Raw genomic sequence first — 17,874 nt, 5'->3', positions numbered from 1 at the left:
GACAGGGGTGGCGGGAACGACCGTGGTTTCGTTCCCGCCGCCCCTGTGGCCCTTTTGGTTCACGAGCGCCGCGGCACTCCGATATGCCGCCGCGGCGGCCTCCCGCACGGGCAGCGCGCGATGTGCGTCGGAGAGGATCTCCACGCCCCAGGGGCCACGGAAACCGGCCGTGGGGAGCGCAGCGACGTTCCCGGGCAGGTCGAACGGTCCCTCGCCGCACAGGCGTCGGCGGTGGGCGGTGTCCTCGAAGAGCGTGCCGACGACATCGCTGTCCGCGTCGTTCAATTCCACGCCGACGATCGGCAAGCCGGGTACCTCCGCCAGTTCGGCGGGCGGGGTGTGGGCCCGCTCGGTGTGCCGGACGTCGATGACGAGGCCGCCCGCCGGACGGCCGGCCGCCTCGACGAGCCGTAGCCCGTCGTGCACGGTCTTCAGGTTGGACCAGGGCAGCGGCTCGACCCCGAACCGTGTGCCGACCCCGTCGGCCAGTACGGCGAACTCCTTGGCCCAGAGGGCGAGTTCCCAGGGTTCGTCCGCCGTATCGGGGCCGATCTCGAAGGTACGGGCGTCGAGTGTCTCGACGGCCTTCAGCATTTCGGTCCGGATCTCGTCCGACGCGGCCCGCCGGGACCGTCCGCCCACCAGTCCGTCAGCAGCTCCAGCTCGACGTGACCGATCCCGTTGTCCGCGAAGAGCGACCGGACCCCGGCCCCAGCGGTCAGCTGCTCTTCCCCGGTTTCCTCACGCTCGGAAAGGACTCGGCACCCGATCGCTCCGGCATCAGGCCCCTGATACGAGCTACGCGACCCCGCGCAGCACCGAGCGCAGGTGCTCGGCGCTGGCCCACACGTCCTCGACCGGACCCTTCGCCTTGGGCTCCTCGGTGAGGATGGTGTCCTGCTCCAGGACGTACCAGCCGTCGTAGCCGCGGGCGCTGAGGTGGGTGACGATGGCCTCGACGTCCACGTCCCCGGCGCCCAGCGGGCGGTACATGCCCTGGCGGACGGCGTCGGTGTAGCTGAGCCGGCCGTCCTGGACCTTGGCGGCGAGGGAGGCGTCCACGTCCTTCATGTGGGTGTGGGCGATCCGCTCGGGCGCCTGACGGGTGAGTTCGGCCGGGTCGGTGCCGCCGATGAGGAGGTGGCCGGTGTCGAGACAAAGGGAGATCGCCGAGTGCTCCAGGACGCGCCGGACCTCGTCGCCGTTCTCGATCATCGTGCCGACGTGCGGGTGCAGGACGGCGCGCACCCCGCGTTCGGCGGCGAGCGAGGCGAGCCGGTCGAGGTTGGACAGGAGCAGCTTCCAGCCGTCGGCGTCGAGTTCGGGGCGCGAGTCGTAGCCGTCCTGGCCGGTGACGGCGGACAGGACCAGAACCTCCGCCTTCGAGGCGTCGTAGCCCGCGAGGAGCTGTTCGGCCTCGGGCAGCGGGTCGTGGCCGGGCACGTGCAGCAGAAGCGGGGTAAAGCCGCCCACCGCGTGCAGGTCGTGGTCTGCGAGGGTGCGGGCCATGGCGTCCGGCGCGGCGGGCAGGAAGCCCTCGGGGCCGAACTCGGTGGCGGACAGGCCGACCTCGCGCATCTCGTTCAGCACCCGCTCGGGCGTCAACTGGTAGCCCCAGCCGGGCACTTCGCACACGCCCCACGAGATGGGGGCGCCGGCGATCCTGTTCAGGGGGGATGTGGTCACGTTGTGGCCTTTCTGGGGTTCCGGAGGGGGTCGGCGACCGCGGCCGGCGGACGGCCCCCGGCACCACGCGCCGCGTCGACGAGGGTCGAGGTCGTCGCCCGGCGCGTCCAACCCACCGGGTGAGGGGCGAGAACCATGTCGGGGTGATCGGGCAGCGGATCATGTTGGGCCGGTCCGGGATCGGCCGAGTCCAGCGACGCGTCCGCGATCGGCTCCGCGAGCGCCATGGTCCTGCCCTCCTCCGGAAACCGTCCTGCCCGTCGTGTCCGGTCCGCGGCCGCTGACAGGCCACCGACCAGGCTGTTTACCTGGACGCAACGGTAGATGCGCGGCGGGGCATTGTTGAAGGGGCCGAATCCATCATTCTCCCGTCATTGGGCACGTCTTTTTTCCCTCAGCCGTGCGCGTGGCTGGGAGAACGAGCCTGATCCGCCCGCCAGGTGTCAGCCGGCCGGCCGCTTCAGGAACAGCTCCAGTCCGGTCAGGAGCCGGTCGACGTCCTCGGTGTCGGTGTAGGGCGCGAGGCCGATGCGCAGGCCGCCGGAGTCGCCCAGGCCGAGGCGGCGGGAGGCCTCGATGGCGTAGAAGGAGCCGGATGGTGCGTTTACCTGGCGTTCCGCGAGGAAGCGGGAGGCGTCCTGCGTGCCCTGCGCACCGAAGGTCTCGTCGAAGGTGAGCAGCACGGTGGGTGTGCGGTCGGCGGCCCTGGACTGGACGGTGATGCCGTCCAGGGCGGCGAGCCCGTGGTCGATGCTCGTGCGCAGGACCTCCTCGTGCCGGTGGAGCGCGGCGAGACTGGCCGTCAACCGCTCCCGGCGGCTCCCGTCGGCCGCCGCGTCGAGGCCCGCGAGGACGTCGACCGCCGCACTGGTGCCGGCGAGCAACTCGTAAGGCAGGGTGCCGAGTTCGAAGCGTTCGGGAACCGCGTCGGAGGAGGGGAGGAGCTTGTCCGGGCGCAGGGTCTCCAGCAGTTCGGGTCGGGCGGCGAGGACGCCGAGGTGCGGGCCGAGGAACTTGTACGGCGAGCACACGAAGAAGTCGGCGCCGAGCTGCCCGAGGTCGACGAGGGCGTGCGCGGTGTAGTGGACGCCGTCGACGTGGAACAGCGCTCCCGCCTCGTGTGCGAGGCGGGCCGTCTCGGGGATCGCCGGCCGGGTACCGATCAGGTTGGAGGCGGCGGTGACGGCGACCAGCCGGGTGCGTGCGGAGAGGGCGGCGCGGAGGTGGTCGAGGGTCAGTTCACCGGTCGCCGGATCGAAGTCGGCCCAGCGGACGGTGGCGCCGACCCGCCCGGCCGCCTGTATCCAGGGACGGATGTTGGCGTCGTGGTCGAGGCGGGTGACCACGACCTCGTCGCCGGGCGCCCACGTCGCGGCGAGGGTGCGGGCGAGGTCGTAGGTGAGCTGGGTGGCGCTGCGGCCGAAGACGATGCCCGAGGGGTCCCCGCCGAGGAGGTCGGCCATGGCCTCGCGGGCGCCGGTGACGATGGTGTCGGCGTTCCGTTCCCCCGCCGTCACCTGGCCCCGGTTGGACAGGGGGTTGGACAGCGCGCGGGTGATGGCCTCGATGACCGGCCGGGGTGTCTGGGTGCCGCCGGGGCCGTCGAAGTGGGCGGTCCCGCTGCTGAGGGCGGGGAACAGCGCGCGCAGGGCGGTGATGTCGTACGTCACGAAGGTGAGCTCCTGTCGGTGCGGCGGCTCGGGGGTTCAGCGTCCCGTGCGGGGTGGGAGCAGGCCGATCTCCTGCGCCCGTAGCACCGTACTCACCCGGTCGCGTGTGCCCAGTTTCCGGTACAGGCTCTCCACGTGCTTGTGCACCGTCCGCACGGAGATGCCCAGGCGGCGGGCGATCGCCGAGGCGGTGAGGGCGTCGGCGAGGAGCAGCAGGACGGTGACCTGGCGGGGCGTGAGGCGGCAGTCCTCGGGTATCTCGGGCGGGGTCTGGGTGGCGCGCCAGCGTTCGAGGAGTTGCCGCTGCTGTTCCACGCCGGCCAGCAGGGGCTGGATCAGTTCGGCGGCCCGGACGTGGTCCTCGGTGAAGTCTGCGCCGGCCCGGTAGACGAGGGCGCCGGTGACCGGGGTGGCCGTGCCCGGCAGCGGGATGGCCAGGACGTGGTCGACGTCCATCAGACGGCTGATCGTGCCCGCGGTGCGGCTGTCGGCCCAGCCCTTGCCGGCCATCCGGCGGGCGGTTCCGGGGCGGCGGGCGGCACCGGCCGTGAAGTAGTGGTCCGCGAAGGGATAGCCCCGGCGCAGCACCGCCATCGCCTCGTCGTCGATCCGCCCGAAGTGTGCCGCGGCGGCGGGCGAGAGCCCCATCGCGCCGGTCCGGTCCGTCCACTCGCCGAGCTTGTAGATCAGCGCCTCGCCCCCGCACAGGCCCGGCAGCGCCGCAGCGACCATCGGCCACAGCCGTGCGGGATCCCGTTCGTGCAGCGCCGCCACCGCCACCGTCAGCATGCTCTCGTACGCCCCGGTCACCCCGGCCGTCATACGCCCTCACGATCCCGCTGTGTCACATCCACGTACGTACTTCTCCCCATACCACCACGGCAACGGCTTGCGGCAAACTTCACAGCGTGCCTGCAAGGCCCGAGTCCGTGAGGATCAAGGGAGTTGACGGTACGGATCCGCCTGCGCGGGGGACAGGCGGACTCCTCTTCCACGACTGTTTCCGGTCAGGGGACGGTCAGGGCGCGGTCATGGCACGGGAAACAGCAGGCAGCTGCTGGTGGCGTGGGCGAGCAGCCGGTCCTTCTCGTCGAACAGCTCGGCCTGGGCGAGCGCGGTGCGCCGTCCGCCGTTGAGGACGGTGCCGACGGCGCGGACCCGCCCGGTGTCGGCGGTGACCGGTCGCAGGAACTTCACGGACAGGTCGAGCGACGTGTAGCCCATGCCCTCCGGGAGCGTCGACTGCACCGCGCAGCCGGCCGCGGAGTCGAGCAGGGTGGCGAAGACCCCGCCGTGCACGCTGCCGATGGGGTTGTAGTGCTCCTCCCCCGGAATCAGGGAGAACACCGCGCGCCCGAACTCCACCTCGTCGACGGTGAAGTTCAGGGTGGCGCCGATGGGCGCCGCGGGGAGCTGTCCGGCGATCACGTCCCGCAGGAACTCCAGACCCGTGGTCTTTCCTACGGCGGCTGCCGAGATACCCGGATCCTGCCACTCGTACGTGCGTGACCGTCCCATGGGGTACTGCCTCCTCTGCTGGCTTCTTCAACAGAAGCTAGATCCCGTCGGAGCTGGCTGTCAACGACAGAGTCAGGTGGCTATGGTGGCGGCATGGAATGGCTCGACGTGAGCACGGAGAACTGTCCGGTCCAGAGCACGCTCGATCTCGTCGGCGAGAAGTGGACCCTGCTGATCCTGCGGGACGCCTTCATCAGGGTCCGCCGTTTCGACGACTTCCGGCGCCATATCGGGCTCTCGGACGCGGTGCTGTCCGACCGGCTCCGCAAGCTGGTCGCGGCCGGCATCCTGACGACCGTGCCCTATCAGGAGGCGGGGAGCCGGACGCGCAACGAGTACCGGCTGACGGGCAAGGGCCGCGATCTGTGGCCGATCCTCATGGCGCTGCGGCAGTGGGGCGAGACGTATGCCGCCGACCCCGAGGGCCAGGTCCTGGACGTCCGGCACACCGCTTGCGGCGCGCCGGTACGGGTGGTGGTGGAGTGCGACGGACCGCACGGCGCACTCGCACCGACCGAGGTGACGGCCGTTCCCGGTCCGGCGGCCCGTCCCGCACGAAGTCCGCTACCGCAGTGAGCGCCTGGGCGGCTGCCGAAGTGAGTGTCTGGGCGACGCGGAGCCGACCGTGAGCGTGGTGCCGTCGCCCCGGTGGACGGTGGCGGTGGTGAACAGGGGTGCGGTGCGGGTGAGTTGGGCGCTGCCGGGCACCTCGGGGTACAGGCCCAGGCTCGCCCAGACCGCCCAGGACGACATGGCGCCGAGGTCGTCGTTGCCGACGAGGCCGCCGGGTACGTCGCTGAACAGCGTGGACAGCGCACGGTGTGCGACGGCGTCGGCGCGGTCCGCGTGGCCGACGTGGGTGTACGCCCAAGGGGTCGCGAAGGAGGGCTCGTTGCCGAGGTAGGCGTACGGCTCCGAGGCGCCCGCGTTGAGGCTGCTGAAGAAGGTGTCGAGACGGGCGGTGACGGCGGCGTCGCCACCCATGGCCGCGAACAGTCCCGGCAGATCCTGCGGCACCATCCAGGTGTACTGGGCCCCGTTGCCCTCCACGTACTCCGTCTTCTGGGCCGGGGTGAAGGCCGGCCAGGTGCCGTCGGCGGCGCGGGGCTGGATGTATCCGGTGGCGGGGTTGAAGAGGTTGCGCCAGTTCCCGGAGGCCCGCAGCAAGGTGTTGTACGCGGTCAAGTCACCCAGCCGCTGGGCGAGTTGGGCCAGCGCATAGTCGGCGACAGCGTATTCGAGGGTGGTGGAGACCGAACCCCACACCCCCTTGGTGCCGGCGGGCACATAGCCGAGGGTGTCGTACTGCGTATGCCCGGGACGCTGACGGTCGTCCTGCCGATCCGCGAGAGCGGTACGCAGCAGGGTGGCCGCGTCGAAGTCGGTGCCGCCGAAGGCATGGATGGCGGACGCGATGGCGGGCAACGGGTCACCGACCATGACTCCGCTGCCGCCGTTCGCGAGGGTCCAGCGGTCGAAGTACCCGGCCTGCAGGCCCTGGTTGAGGACGGACTGCGCGATGTCGGAGGCCTCGCGCGGGGCGAGCAGCGCGAGCAGCTGGACCTGGCAGCGGTAGACGTCCCAGCCGGAGAAGTTCGCGTACTGCACATGCCCGGTGCGGGTGCGGTGCACGAGCCCGTCCATGCCGGTGTAGCGGCCGTCGGTGTCGCTGAAGACGCTGGGGTGCAGGAGGGCGTGGTAGAGCGCGGTGTAGAAGACCCGGCGCTGGGCGTCCGTGCCGCCGCCGACCGTGACGCGGTTCAGCCACTGGTTCCAGTCGGCGCGCACGGCCTCCCGGACGGTGTCGTACGACCGCGCCGCCTGCTCGGTGAGCGCGTTGCGGCGGGCGCCCTCGACGTCGACGAAGGAGACGCCGACACGGACGGTCACGGTGCGCACGCCCGGGGCGAAGGTGACCATGGCCGCGCCGGCTCTGCCGTCGGGGTGGGTGGCCTGCGCGAAGGGCTGGTCGAAGGTGGCGTGGAAGTAGAGCCGGTAGTGGTTCTTCGCCTTGCAGAAGGCCCCGCTGTCGCTGTACCCGGAGAGCGTGTCGATCCCGATGTCGACCGATCCCGTGGCCGCGGTGAACGCCGTGGCCGCGTCGATGCTCACCGCGGCGGGGCGGGAGTCGGCCGCCGGGTAGGTGAAGCGGGCGATCCCCGAGCGCTGGGTGGTGGTCAGGTCGGTGCCGATGCCGTTGTCGAAGGTGACGTGGTAACTGCCGGGCGCAGCCTGCTCGTTGGCATGCGAGAAGGTGGCGTAGGCCGGGGGCACGGCCTCCTGGGTGGGCATGAAGGGAACGTTGCCGTAGGCGGCGCAGCCGGCTCCGGAGATGTGCGCGAGGCTGAAGCCGCGGATGCGGTTGTCGCCGTAGGAGTAGCCGCCGTGCTGGTACGTCACCGTGTCCGGGCTCCACTGCATCCCGCCGAGCGGAGCCGAGGCCCCCGGGAAGGTGTTGCCCGCGCCGCCACCGTGTCCGAAGTCGGGGCCGCCGGGGGCGGTGCCGACGAACGGGTTGACGTACCGCGCGAGATCGTCGACGGCCCGGGGCTTGCCGTCCGCCCGGACCGGAGCGGCGGCAGCCGTTCCGGACGCCACGAGGACCGAGGCCGCCAGTACGGCCCGCAGCAGGGGAAGTCGCACCACGTTTCTCCAGCCAGACAGGGGAACCCGCCGCCCGCGCGGCGCCGGACCGCGAGTGTCCCCAACCCGATCTTCACAACGGCGCCGCCACACCGTCGGGGGCGGGGGAGCCAGCCGGTCGGATCAGCAGGTCGCCTCCTGGTGGCCGTCGAGGTAGGTGGTCCGTTCCAGCGGCGTGAGGTCCCGGCGTACGGCGGCGCAGATCTCTTCGACGGCCTGTCGCGGGTCGGGCAGGGTCAGGTTCCACAGGCGGGCGGTTCCGTCCACGCTTCCGGTGGCGAGGGTGCGGTCGTCGAGGCTGAAAGCAACGGACCGTACGGAACCGACGTGGCCGGTCAACGTGACCCGCAGCCTTCCCGTGCCCACGTCCCCCAGACGCGCGGTGTCGTTGCCGCCGCTGGCCACGGCGCGGCCGCCCGCACCTGGTCACCGTGACCGCTCAGGACGGCCCGCTGCTTCCCGGCGGACACGTCCCGCGGACGTATGGTGCGGGGTCCCGCGCTGCCATCGACGAGGGTGCCACCGTCCGGGCTGACGGCAACGGACCACACGGCCGAGATGTGCCGGGTGGTGAGAGCGCGTGCCCTGCCCGTGGTCGTGTTCCACGCCCGCAGTTCGCTGTCGCCGTAAAGGCTGATCGGACTGCGGCCGTCCGGACCGAACGCGACCGGCTGGACGGGCCCTGCGTGGCCGGCGAGCGTGGCCCGCAGCGACCCGGTGGAGGTGTCCCACAGCCGCACAGTGTCTTCGGTGCTCGCCGTGACCAGGGTTTGGCCATCCTGACTGACCGCCACCGACTGCGCCTTGCCGCCGATGGTCATGCCGTGGCGCGACGGCAATGCAGCAGCCGAACAGAGACTACGGACGGCCTCGGTGTCGGGCTCCTGCGGTACGCCTGAACCGCGAGCAGCAGGGCGAGGTAGGGGTTGGTGTCCGCCACCGCATCAGCTCGACCGCGTCCGGCTCGGCCCCCTCCGAATACCGGGCAACACGCGCCTGGACACCTCCTCGTCGGGCTCTACGATCCGATCTGCAGGCGATGCCCACGTTCCGGAGACGGACTGCGTGACGACGTCCGCAGACCCCTGGCGGCCCGGCGCGGCACCCGGATTCGGGTGGGCCGGGCCGATCAGAGCGCGGCCGGACGCGATCAGTCGTCGCTCGCCGGTATTCCCGGCTGCAGGAGCCCGGCAGCGTCGTCAATCCGGCCGCCGGACGCGGTCGAGGACGTCGCGCAGTTGGGCGCGGCCGGTGATGCCGAGCTTGGGGAAGATCTTGTGCAGGTGGAAGCCGATGGTGCGGTGGGAGAGGTAGAGCCGAGTGCCGATGTCCCGGTTCGTCAGGCCTTCCGCTGCCAGTTCGGCGATCTGCAACTCCTGCGGCGTCAGGTCGGCGAGGATGTCGTGAACGGCGGGAGGTGCCACGGCCACGCCCGTCGCGCGGAGTTCCGCGGCGGTGCGCTCGGCCCAGGGGCGTGCGTCCAGTCGTTCGAAGATGTCGAGGGCGGTGCCGAGGAGGGGGCGTGCTTCGGCGGTGCGTCGGCGGCGGCGGAGCCACTCGGCGAAGTCGAGGTGGGCGAGAGCATGTTCGAAGGGCCAGCGGGCGCCGGCCGGGTCGCCGATCGCCGCACGGAAACGGGGCTCCGCGTCGTCGGGATCGCTCAACAGTGCCGAGGCGCGGTGCACGATCGCGGCCAGACGGGCGGAGCGATACTGCTCCAGGGTCTGCTCGGCGGCGTGGAGCACGGCGCGGGCGTCGTCCGTCTGTCCGGCCCGGACGGCTGCGGCGGCGAGATCGGCCAGGCAGTAGAGGGACGCGTGGTAGTGGACGGGGACCGGGCGGGCGTCCAGGGTGAAGGCGCGGCGGAGTTGGCCGTACGCCGTCTCGTGGTCGCCCGCGGCCAGGGCGGCCAGGGCGAGCGCGTGCCGGTGACGCACGTACAGGCTGCGGGACTTCCCCAGGTCCCGGCCGCGGACGGCTTCGTCCACCTGCGCCCGCGCGCCCGCGTGGTCCCCGCGGACGGCACGCAGGGTGGCCTGGAGGAGGGGCGATCCCACGATGACGTTGTCCGCGCCCGCCTCCGTCGCCATCCAGAGAGCCTCTTCGGCGGCGGCCTGCGCCGCGCTCCAGGCTCCGCTCTCGAAGTGCGCCAGGGCCAGGGCCTGCGCGACGGTGCAGTTGGCGCCGGCCGTGGCGGTCCGGCGCAGCTGGTCCATGGCCTGGTCGAGCAGGCGTACGGCCTGGTCGGTCTCGTCCAGGATCCAGGCCGCACCGCCGAGTGAGACCAGGCCGGTCAGGGAGCCGGCCGCCAGGGTGTCCACGGCGTGGTGCAGGCTCTTCAGGGTCTGCTGCCGGTCCGTGAACGGCCGGCCGGCCGCCTGCGGCCAGACGCGGTCGGTCTCGTCCGGCTGCCGGGCGATGAGGCCGTCGATCCGCTGGATGTCGTGCCGGTAGCGGGGGTCACCCGAGTTGTACGCCGGGGTCGCCGCGGTGCCCAGGGCGTTCAGGGCCAGGGCCGGTGCGTGGGCGGCCATGGATTCGGCGACGGGGAGCAGGAACGCCAGCGAGTCGTCGTGCCGCAGAGTGACAGCCAGGGACCAGCCGGCCCGCAGGGAGGCTTCGGCGAGAAGCTGGGGGTCGTCCGTGAGGCCGTCGACGCGGCCCGCGATCTCCCCCACCCACTGCGGGTGCCCCGCGTACATGGCGGAGGTGGCCGCGGCGAGCAGCCGGCGGGCGCGTTCCCGCGGATCGGGGGTGAGTTCGGCGGCGCGTTCGAGGGCGGTCGCCGCGGCCGCGTGGCCACCTCGGTGCTGGAGGCGTTCCGCGCTCTCGGCCAGGGCACGGGCGACGTCTTCGTCGGGGCCGAGCGCGGCGGCGGCGAGGTGCCAGGCACGGCGGTCGGGTTCGTGCGCGAGGGCGGCGGCGAGGGTGAGGTGGGCCTCGCGGCGTTCGGCGAAGGAGGCGGCCTGGTACACGGCGGAGCGGACCAAGGGGTGACGGAGCCTTGCCCGGCCGCCGTCGACGCGCACGAGCCCCGCCTGCTCGGCGGGTTCCCAGACTTCCGGTCCACCCGCGTCCGGTACGTCCGAGAGTTGAGCGGTGCCCGCGGCCGCCACCAGGAGCAGGGCTCGTCGGGTCGCGGGAGGCAGCGTGGGCAGGTCGGCGGCGAACAGGTGCTCAAGGCGGGCCGTGAGCGGCAGCGAACCGAACGGGCCGGGGTCGCTGCCGCCCGAATGCCTGGCGAAGGCCCTCGCGAGTTCGATGAGGGCGAGCGGGTTCCCAGCTGCCTGGTCGAGGATCTGTGCCCGGACCCGGCCCCGCGGCGGCTGCGGCTGCCGGTCCAGCAGGAGCCCGGCCGCCGCCCGGTCCAGCGGACCGGCCGTCAGATGCGGGAAGTCACGGTCGAAGCGCACCGGCACCGCTTCGTCGCGTGCCGCGAGCAGGAGGACAGTGGGTTCCCCGTCGAGCCGCCGGGCGACGAAGGCGAGCACGTCCAGCGAGCCGACGTCCAGCCACTGAGCGTCGTCGACGGCTATGAACAGCGGACGCTCCGCCGCCGTGTCCGAGAGCAGTGTCAGTACTCCGGTTCTGATCAACAGCGGTTCGGGGACCGATGATCCGTCGGCCTGCTCCATGCCGAACGCGTGGCGCAGGGCGTCGCGCTGACGCGCCGGAAGCCGGTCGACACCGCCGAGCACGGGACGCAGCAGCTGATGCACCCCGGCGAAACCGAGGTCCTGCTCGCCCTCGCAGCCCCGTACCCTCAGCACGCGTCGGCCTCGGTCCGCGGCCTGCGTGGCAGCCCGGTCGACCAGGGTGCTCTTTCCCGCCCCCGGCTCACCGGTCAGCACCAGCACCTTGGGGCCGTCGCCGTCCACCGCGCCGACCAGCTGCGCGATCCGTGACATCTCACGATCCCTGCCGAGGATCGCCGGCCCGTGTCCCTGCTCGGTACCGAAGTCACCGACGTCCATGAAGTTCCGTTCTCCCCACCGCTCACGTCCCATCCTGCCAGGGCCGCCGCGCATGACTGGTCACATGACAGAAGCGGTGCTCGTCGCACCCCTGGCAGCATCCGGTCTCCGGGCGGAGCAAGAGTGATCGGGAGCGCAGCGGTGGGTGGGGAAGCGGATGTCGACCGGATCCTGCGGGGCGTGGACGGCCCGCGGTCCCTGCTGGTGCTGGGGGACACCGGCACCGGCAAGACCCGGCTGCTCCGGATCGCCGGCAAGGAGGCCCGGGAGCGCGGGGCCCGCGTCCTGTCGGCGCGTGCCTGCCCGTCGGAGGCGCAGCAACCGTACGCCTGTCTGCACCAGCTTCTCCTGCCGGTGCGTGACGAGCTCGACGTCCTGCCCACTCCCCAACAGCGGGCGCTGCGCGCCCTCTTCGCACTGACGCCGGACAACGTGCCGCCGCAGGGAACGGTCCTGTCCATCGCAGTCCTGGACCTGTTGGCCCAGCTCGCGCGAACCGGTCCGGTCCTGCTGACCGTCGACGGCCTCCACGACTGCGACCGCGCTTCCCTGGCCGTGCTGTCCTTCGTGACACGACGACTCACCGATCCGTCCGTCTCCGTGCTGTTCTCGGCGCACGGCGAGGCTCCCCCCGCAGGCGTCCCCTCGGACCTCGCCGTACTGCCCCTGGGCCCCCTGTCTCCGCGGGCGGCGGCCCGGCTGCTGGACGAGCAGCCCGGTGTGCCCACCGGGCGGGCCAGGCTGGAGCTGCTCCGGCAGGCGGAGGGCAATCCGCTGGCGATCATCGAGCTCTGCCGTGCCGGGGAACGGTCCGGGGGCGTCCAGCAGATGTTCGCGGCGCGGCTGGACGCGCTGCCGGAAGAAACACGCCATGCCCTGCTGTACGCGGCGGCCGCCCTTCCGCAGGAGCGACTCGGCACCGTCATGGCCGCGTTGGGCTCCGACGACCTGAGGGTGTGGGCTTCGGCGGAGGCGGCCGGACTGATCACGATCACCGAGGGAAGACTGGCCTTCTGCAACCCGCTGACGCGTACGGCGGCCTACCACCGGCAGCCCGCGCAACTGCGCCGAAGGGCGCACCTGGATCTGGCCGCCGTGTCCGCCCACGGCCCCTCGCACCTGGCGACGGCCACCGTCGGTCCGGACGAGTCCGTGGCCGCAGCCCTGGAAGGCGCTTCCGTCCGGGGTGACCGCTTCGCCGCGGCCCGCTCTCTGGAGCAGGCCGCGCTCCTCAGTCCCCTCGACCACGACCGCGCCCGCCGTGTCGCCGCGGCGCTCACCGCCGCGAGCGACGTCGGAGACCCGGCGTGGGTGCGCGAGCTGTACACGGCACAGGGTCGGGTGAACCGGGACCCGGAGCTGATGAGTGCCGCGGCCTGCGCCATGGGTGGGGCACTGTCGTTGCAGACGTTCCAGCGAGAGGCGTTCGACCTCCTGCTGGAGGTGGCACGGCAGACGCCGGGGAGCGACGGCAGGACGGCCTTCGCCCTGGCGGCCGTCGCGACGGGCATCGCCCGCCAGTCCGGACTCCCGGAACACCGGCGGCAGTTGGGGTTCTTCCTCGGCCGGGTGTCCGAGGACGGCGGGCAGCACACCGACGTCCTCGCCTCCCTGAAGGCCCTCGCCTCGACCACGACCGGTCCGAGCCGGTCTGCCCGACTGCTCACGACCGCCTCGCTCGCCCACCTCACCGACGAGTCGGACCTGTGCGCGGAGCAGTTCCGGCAGGCGGGCGAGCGCTTGCGCGCACAAGGTGCCCTGGGACCGCTCGCCTGGACCCTCGCGGCCCAGGTGGAGACGCTCCTGGGTCTCGGCCGCTGGGCCGAGGCCGAGTCCCTGATCGAGGAGGGGCTCTCGTACGCAGCCGTCCACCGGTGGACCCGCGTCGAGATGGACCTCGAAGCCCTGGGTACGACCCTGGACGCGCTGCGCGGCGAGAGCGTGCCGGGCACCCGGTTCACCGGTCCGAACTGGCGCTCCGTCAGCCTCCACGAGAACCGCGCCACGCATGCCCGGATGCTGCGGGCCTGTGGTCTGACGGCCATGGTCCTCGGCGACGGGGACAGCGCCTTCCGGCACCTGCGGACACTGTTCACCGACGACGGCGATCCGCTCGACCCCTTCCTCTCGCCCCGCTGCGTCGCCGAACTGGCCGTCGCCGCCCGTCGCACGGGCCGGCGCCGGGAAGCGGCGCACGTCCTGGCGCGGGTCCGGCGCAGCCAGGGTGCCCGGCCGACGACCCGGATGACTCTGCTCATGCACCATGCGGCGGCGCTGGTCGACGAGGACGCGGACCCCGAGCACCACTTCCAGCTGGCCGTGGTCAATCCGGAGGCGGCCCGCTGGCCCCTGGAACGGGCCCGGGCCCGCCTGGACTACGCGATCTGGCTGCGCCGACGCAGGAGGCCGCTGGAAGCCCGCGCCCAGCTGACCGTCGTACTGGAAGCGGCCACCCGGCTCGGCGCCCGGCACCTCGCCGAGTCGGCCCGCGGCGAGCTGCGCGCGAGCGGGGTGGCCGAAGCTCCCGCATCGACGGACCCACTGGTCGAACTGACCGCCCAGCAACGGCAGATCGTACGGCTGGCCGCGGACGGCCTGTCCAACCGCGAGATCGGCGAGCAGCTGTTCCTGTCGCCGCGTACCGTGGGGTCGCACCTCTACAACGTCTATCCCAAACTCGGCGTCAGCAGCCGCCACCAACTGCGCGATCTCCTCGTGTGCGAGAAGTGACCGGGCGAGAGGCGGTCATCGCATGGAACCGGACGGACGGCACCCCTCCCCCCCAACGCTCGATCCGCTGGTGCAGCGCCTGGTCGAGGCGTCCTCGGCGCCACCCTTTCTGCACGAGCTGTCGCCGGCCGCCGGCCGACAGGCCCTGACGGAGTCCCAGGTCCACCGGGTCGAGGACTTCGCGGTGAACGCCTCCTTCCACGTGGCGCCCGTGGGACCGTCCGGGCTGCTGGGCTTCTGGATCTTCCGACCCCCCGGAGTCCGGGGGCTGCTTCCCGTCCTGCTCTACCTCCACGGCGGCCGGTGGATGCTGGGAGACGCGCAGACCCACGCCCGGCTCATCAGCGACTTCGTGCTCGGCGCGGGAGTGGCCGCCGTGGTACCCGAGTACAGCCGCGCCCCCGAGGCCCGCTACCCCGTGGCCGTCGAGGAGTGCTACGCCCTCATGGTCTGGGCCGTCCGCAACGCGGCCGAACTGGAGCTGGACACCGATCGGCTGGCGGTGGCCGGGGACTGCGCGGGCGCCACGCTGGCCATCGCGCTCACTCTGCTGGCGAAGTCGCGCGGCGGCCCGAGGATCAGTGCTCAGCTGCTGTACTACCCGATCACCGACGCAGACTGCGCCAGCGCCTCGCAGCGGCAGTTCGCCGAGGGTTATCTGCTCACCCGGGAGGCCCTGCGCGGGTACTGGCGGCAGTACAGCGCCGATCCCCGGGACCTGGCCGAGCCCACCGCGTCCCCGTCGCGCGCCGGCCCGGCCGAGCTGGCGGGGTTGCCGCCGGCCCTGCTGATCACGGCGGAGGCCGATGTGACGCGGGACGAGGGGGAGCAGTACGCGGACCGGCTGCGCCTGGCCGGGGTCGAGGTGACCTCGACCCGGTTCCTGGGCACGGTCCACGACTTCGTCTCGCTGGCCGCACTGCGTGACAGTCCGCCGACGCGGGCAGCCGTACGGCAGGGCGTCGCCTTTCTTCGCGAACTGCTGCGTGGCGAGGACCAGTCGACCGACTGATGCGTCCGCCCCCGGCCGAAGGCAGGCTGACGGGTATGTCAGCCTTCTACGATTCCTTCACAGGGAACGACCCCACGACGAGGCGACGCGGCCAAGTGCTCTCCACGAGTTCCGTACCGGCCGGCGAAAGTCTGGAGTTCTGGCACGACGCCGTGCTCGCCACGTTGGTGGGGATGGACATCGCCACGGAGAGCGGGACGTACGACGCCACGATGCGTACGGACGGACTGGGCGAACTCCAGATCACCACCGTCGACTGCGATCCGGGAGAGGTCCACCGGGCCCCGCGCTTCGTCGCCCGCGGCGACGGCGGTCAGGTGCTCGTCGCCGTACAGAGCAGCGGCACCGCCCAGGTCGAACAGGACGGCCGTTACACGGAACTCCGTCCCGGCGACCTCGCGTTCTTCGAGACCGTCCGTCCGTTCCGCACGCGGTTTCCGCAGCGGTTCCAGCTGAAGATCTTCGCCGTGCCGCGGTGTCTCCTCGGCCAGCCGGAGGCGGCTCTGGGACGGATCACGGCGCGGGCCCTGCGTCCGGTGGGCGGGCTCGCCGCCCTGCTCTCGCCGTTCATGTCGCGTCTCGCGGACACCTCCGAGTCCTACTCCGGGCCGGTCGCCGAGCGGCTGGCCGAGAGCGCCGTGGGCCTGCTGGCCGCAACAGCGGCGCAGCAACTGGGCGAGGAGCCGGCCGATCTGCCCGGCGCCGACCGGGTGCTCCTGCTGCGCATCCAGAGGTTCATCCGCTGGCACCTGGCGGAGCCGGGCCTCACACCCGCGGTCATCGCCCGGGCCCATGGCATCTCGGCGCGGTATCTGCACCGGCTGTTCGAGCGGGAGGGCACGACCGTCGGCCGCTGGATTCGTGGGCTCCGGCTCCAGGAGTGCCGCAGGGAACTGACCGGCGCCGCGAGCATGGGCAGCGTCGCCCGGCGCTGGGGGTTCAGCGGCACCGCTCACCTCGGACGGGCTTTCCGCCGGGAGTACGGCGTCTCCCCGACCGACTGGCTGCGGGACGAGCGGGCCCGGCGCTTCGCGGAGGAGGACTGGTGCCGGGCCACCTGACCGCCGTGGACGGGTTGTCGTCGTACAAGCAGGCGCTGTCGACGGCCTACGGCGATGTCGACCTGATCGCTCGTTCGGACCCGGAGTCCTGGCGGAGCTCCCTCCAGTTACTGCGACTGGGCACGCTCCAGGTCGCGACCGAGGAGTCCGACGCCGTGCGGGTCGTCCGGACTCCGCGGGACGCGACCGCCGACGGCCACGACCACGTGTTCGCCCGCCTGCAACTCGACGGCCGGGCCCGGCTGTTCCAGGACGGCCGCTCGGCGGACCTGTACCCCGGAGTCCTGGCCTTCTACGACGCGAGCCGCCCGTTCAGCCTCGTCCTGCCGCAACACCAGCGGGCGCGGGTCCTGATGGTTCCGCGCCCGTTGCTGAGGCTGGGCGAGGCGGAGATACGCCGGGTCACGGCGAAGGTCATCGGCAACGCGCCCGAGGGACCGGCCGCGTTCCTGCTCCCGCTCCTGTCAGGTCTGGCGCAGGAGATCGGCGCGGACGCACCGACCGCCCGCGAGGAGCTCGCCCGCGCTGTCGCCGACCTTCTCGCCACCTTGGCTGCGGATCGACTGGCCACCACGGAACCGGCCCGTACGCAGGAGGCCACACTGTTTGACCGCGTCAAGGCCACCATCGAGACCCGCCTCGGTGAACCCGAGCTCTCCCCCCAAGCACTCGCCGACGCACATGGTGTCTCCCTGCGCTATCTGCACAAGCTCTTCCACGAGCACGACACCACGGTCGGCGGCTGGATACGCCGGTGTCGCCTTGAGTCGTGCAGAGCCGAACTCGCCCGTCCCACGGCGGCCGACCGGACCATCGCCGCCGTGGCCGCCCGGTGGGGGTTCGTCAGCGCCACCCACTTCAGCCATGCCTTCCGCAAGGCGTACGGCATGACCCCGGCGCAGTACCGCGGGCAGCGGCCGAGCGGCTGACGCGGTTTCGACAGCCTCCCGCGGAGAACCGCCGTGAATTCCGCGGCGGTTCGCGTCCGACAGCGCACGGCGTCCCCCTCACGTGCAGTGCCAGGTCGGTTCCTGTGCACTTCCGGACCGGCACCGGTGCGCTGACGCGCAATGTCCGCCGATCCCGCGGTTCTAACGTCCTGACCGAGGGTCCCCACAGATCTCATCCGAAACCGAGGAGAAGTACATGTCCGACACCGTCGAACCGGTTCAGCCGGTGCTGGAGCAGGCGGCAGCCGCCTTCACGGAGGCGACCGCCAACCCGCCCTACCTCTTCGACCTGACGCCCGCCGAGGGCCGCAAGGCGGTCGACGAGGTGCAGTCCGGCGAGATCGCGAAGCCCGTCGTCGACGAGGAGTGGATCACCGTCCCCGGCGGTCCGACGGGCAGTGTCCGGGCCCGGATCGTGAAGCCCGAGGGTGCCTCCGGGCCCCTGCCGGTGATCGTCTACATCCACGGCGCCGGCTGGGTCTTCGGCAACGCCCACACCCACGACCGGCTGGTGCGCGAACTCGCCGTCGGCGCTGGTGCCGCCGTGGTCTTCCCGGAGTACGACCTCTCCCCCGAGGCCCGCTACCCCGTCGCCATCGAGCAGAACTACACGGTCGCCCAGTGGGTCGT

At 72.2% G+C, this 17,874-nt stretch carries 15 protein-coding genes and 1 pseudogene; 6 read left to right on the top strand and 10 right to left on the bottom strand.

Annotated features, from left to right (window positions below; genetic code table 11):
- Positions 1-150: 150 nt before the first annotated feature.
- From AB0I51_RS11325 to AB0I51_RS11300, 6 genes and pseudogenes are all read right to left on the bottom strand, one after another.
- Positions 151-594: pseudogene (locus tag AB0I51_RS11325) on the bottom strand (TIM barrel protein); the annotation flags it as partial.
- Between the two features lie 204 nt (positions 595-798).
- On the bottom strand, positions 799-1,686 hold the full coding sequence (locus AB0I51_RS11320) for a sugar phosphate isomerase/epimerase (protein WP_362973708.1): 888 nt from the start codon (positions 1,684-1,686) through the stop codon (positions 799-801).
- Complete coding sequence (locus AB0I51_RS11315; RefSeq protein ID WP_362973706.1) at positions 1,683-1,913, bottom strand: hypothetical protein; 231 nt, start codon at positions 1,911-1,913, stop codon at positions 1,683-1,685. The genes AB0I51_RS11320 and AB0I51_RS11315 overlap by 4 nt, the downstream gene beginning before the upstream one ends.
- A 216-nt stretch (positions 1,914-2,129) precedes the next feature.
- The gene (locus AB0I51_RS11310; RefSeq protein WP_362973704.1) at positions 2,130-3,356 is read right to left on the bottom strand and encodes a cysteine desulfurase-like protein; all 1,227 of its coding nucleotides are present in this window, start codon (positions 3,354-3,356) and stop codon (positions 2,130-2,132) included.
- Between the two features lie 36 nt (positions 3,357-3,392).
- Positions 3,393-4,178 carry a LuxR C-terminal-related transcriptional regulator gene (locus AB0I51_RS11305; protein WP_362973702.1) on the bottom strand — a complete coding sequence of 262 codons (786 nt, stop codon included), beginning with the start codon at positions 4,176-4,178 and terminating at the stop codon, positions 3,393-3,395.
- A 207-nt stretch (positions 4,179-4,385) separates the two neighbouring features.
- Entirely contained in the window at positions 4,386-4,874 is a 489-nt protein-coding gene (locus AB0I51_RS11300; RefSeq protein ID WP_362973700.1) for a PaaI family thioesterase, read from the bottom strand.
- A 93-nt stretch (positions 4,875-4,967) separates the two neighbouring features.
- On the opposite strand from AB0I51_RS11300, the gene AB0I51_RS11295 reads away from it, so the two are divergent.
- Entirely contained in the window at positions 4,968-5,450 is a 483-nt protein-coding gene (locus AB0I51_RS11295) for a helix-turn-helix domain-containing protein (protein WP_362973698.1), read from the top strand.
- Here the strand turns inward: AB0I51_RS11295 and AB0I51_RS11290 are convergent.
- The 4 genes from AB0I51_RS11290 to AB0I51_RS11275 form a co-directional block, all read right to left on the bottom strand.
- A complete protein-coding gene (locus tag AB0I51_RS11290; RefSeq protein WP_362973696.1) occupies positions 5,439-7,520 on the bottom strand; it encodes a GH92 family glycosyl hydrolase in 2,082 nt (693 codons plus the stop codon). The genes AB0I51_RS11295 and AB0I51_RS11290 overlap by 12 nt on opposite strands.
- A 120-nt stretch (positions 7,521-7,640) precedes the next feature.
- On the bottom strand, positions 7,641-7,856 hold the full coding sequence (locus AB0I51_RS11285) for a WD40 repeat domain-containing protein (RefSeq protein ID WP_362973694.1): 216 nt from the start codon (positions 7,854-7,856) through the stop codon (positions 7,641-7,643).
- On the bottom strand, positions 7,853-8,338 hold the full coding sequence (locus AB0I51_RS11280; protein ID WP_362973692.1) for a hypothetical protein: 486 nt from the start codon (positions 8,336-8,338) through the stop codon (positions 7,853-7,855). Before AB0I51_RS11280 ends, AB0I51_RS11285 begins: the two co-directional genes overlap by 4 nt.
- Before the next feature lie 378 nt (positions 8,339-8,716).
- Entirely contained in the window at positions 8,717-11,491 is a 2,775-nt protein-coding gene (locus AB0I51_RS11275) for a LuxR family transcriptional regulator (RefSeq protein WP_362973690.1), read from the bottom strand.
- Positions 11,492-11,632: 141 nt separating this feature from the next.
- On the opposite strand from AB0I51_RS11275, the gene AB0I51_RS11270 reads away from it, so the two are divergent.
- From AB0I51_RS11270 to AB0I51_RS11250, 5 genes are all read left to right on the top strand, one after another.
- The gene (locus AB0I51_RS11270; RefSeq protein WP_362973688.1) at positions 11,633-14,221 is read left to right on the top strand and encodes an AAA family ATPase; all 2,589 of its coding nucleotides are present in this window, start codon (positions 11,633-11,635) and stop codon (positions 14,219-14,221) included.
- Between the two features lie 22 nt (positions 14,222-14,243).
- The gene (locus AB0I51_RS11265; RefSeq protein ID WP_362973686.1) at positions 14,244-15,233 is read left to right on the top strand and encodes an alpha/beta hydrolase; all 990 of its coding nucleotides are present in this window, start codon (positions 14,244-14,246) and stop codon (positions 15,231-15,233) included.
- A gap of 35 nt (positions 15,234-15,268) precedes the next feature.
- Complete coding sequence (locus tag AB0I51_RS11260) at positions 15,269-16,294, top strand: helix-turn-helix domain-containing protein (protein WP_362973684.1); 1,026 nt, start codon at positions 15,269-15,271, stop codon at positions 16,292-16,294.
- Positions 16,279-17,223 (top strand): helix-turn-helix domain-containing protein, encoded by a 945-nt coding sequence (locus AB0I51_RS11255; RefSeq protein WP_362973682.1) that lies wholly within the window; start codon positions 16,279-16,281, stop codon positions 17,221-17,223. The genes AB0I51_RS11260 and AB0I51_RS11255 overlap by 16 nt, the downstream gene beginning before the upstream one ends.
- A gap of 217 nt (positions 17,224-17,440) precedes the next feature.
- The coding region (locus AB0I51_RS11250) for an alpha/beta hydrolase (RefSeq protein ID WP_362973680.1) at positions 17,441-17,874 on the top strand (434 nt) is incomplete at its 3' end.

Source organism: Streptomyces sp. NPDC050549, from assembly GCF_040655035.1.
GTDB lineage: Bacteria > Actinomycetota > Actinomycetes > Streptomycetales > Streptomycetaceae > Streptomyces.
The sequence above is the reverse complement of the archived record's forward strand: the minus strand, read 5'-3'. Positions and strand labels throughout refer to the sequence as shown.

What these genes read in the sequence shown, in the direction of transcription:
- AB0I51_RS11315 (WP_362973706.1), bottom strand. Translation starts at nt 1,913, where the DNA reads ATGGCGCTCGCGGAGCCGATCGCGGACGCGTCGCTGGACTCGGCCGAT.
- AB0I51_RS11305 (WP_362973702.1), bottom strand. Translation starts at nt 4,178, where the DNA reads ATGACGGCCGGGGTGACCGGGGCGTACGAGAGCATGCTGACGGTGGCG.
- AB0I51_RS11300 (WP_362973700.1), bottom strand. Translation starts at nt 4,874, where the DNA reads ATGGGACGGTCACGCACGTACGAGTGGCAGGATCCGGGTATCTCGGCA.
- AB0I51_RS11295 (WP_362973698.1), top strand. Translation starts at nt 4,968, where the DNA reads ATGGAATGGCTCGACGTGAGCACGGAGAACTGTCCGGTCCAGAGCACG.
- AB0I51_RS11280 (WP_362973692.1), bottom strand. Translation starts at nt 8,338, where the DNA reads ATGACCATCGGCGGCAAGGCGCAGTCGGTGGCGGTCAGTCAGGATGGC.
- AB0I51_RS11275 (WP_362973690.1), bottom strand. Translation starts at nt 11,491, where the DNA reads ATGGACGTCGGTGACTTCGGTACCGAGCAGGGACACGGGCCGGCGATC.
- AB0I51_RS11265 (WP_362973686.1), top strand. Translation starts at nt 14,244, where the DNA reads ATGGAACCGGACGGACGGCACCCCTCCCCCCCAACGCTCGATCCGCTG.
- AB0I51_RS11260 (WP_362973684.1), top strand. Translation starts at nt 15,269, where the DNA reads ATGTCAGCCTTCTACGATTCCTTCACAGGGAACGACCCCACGACGAGG.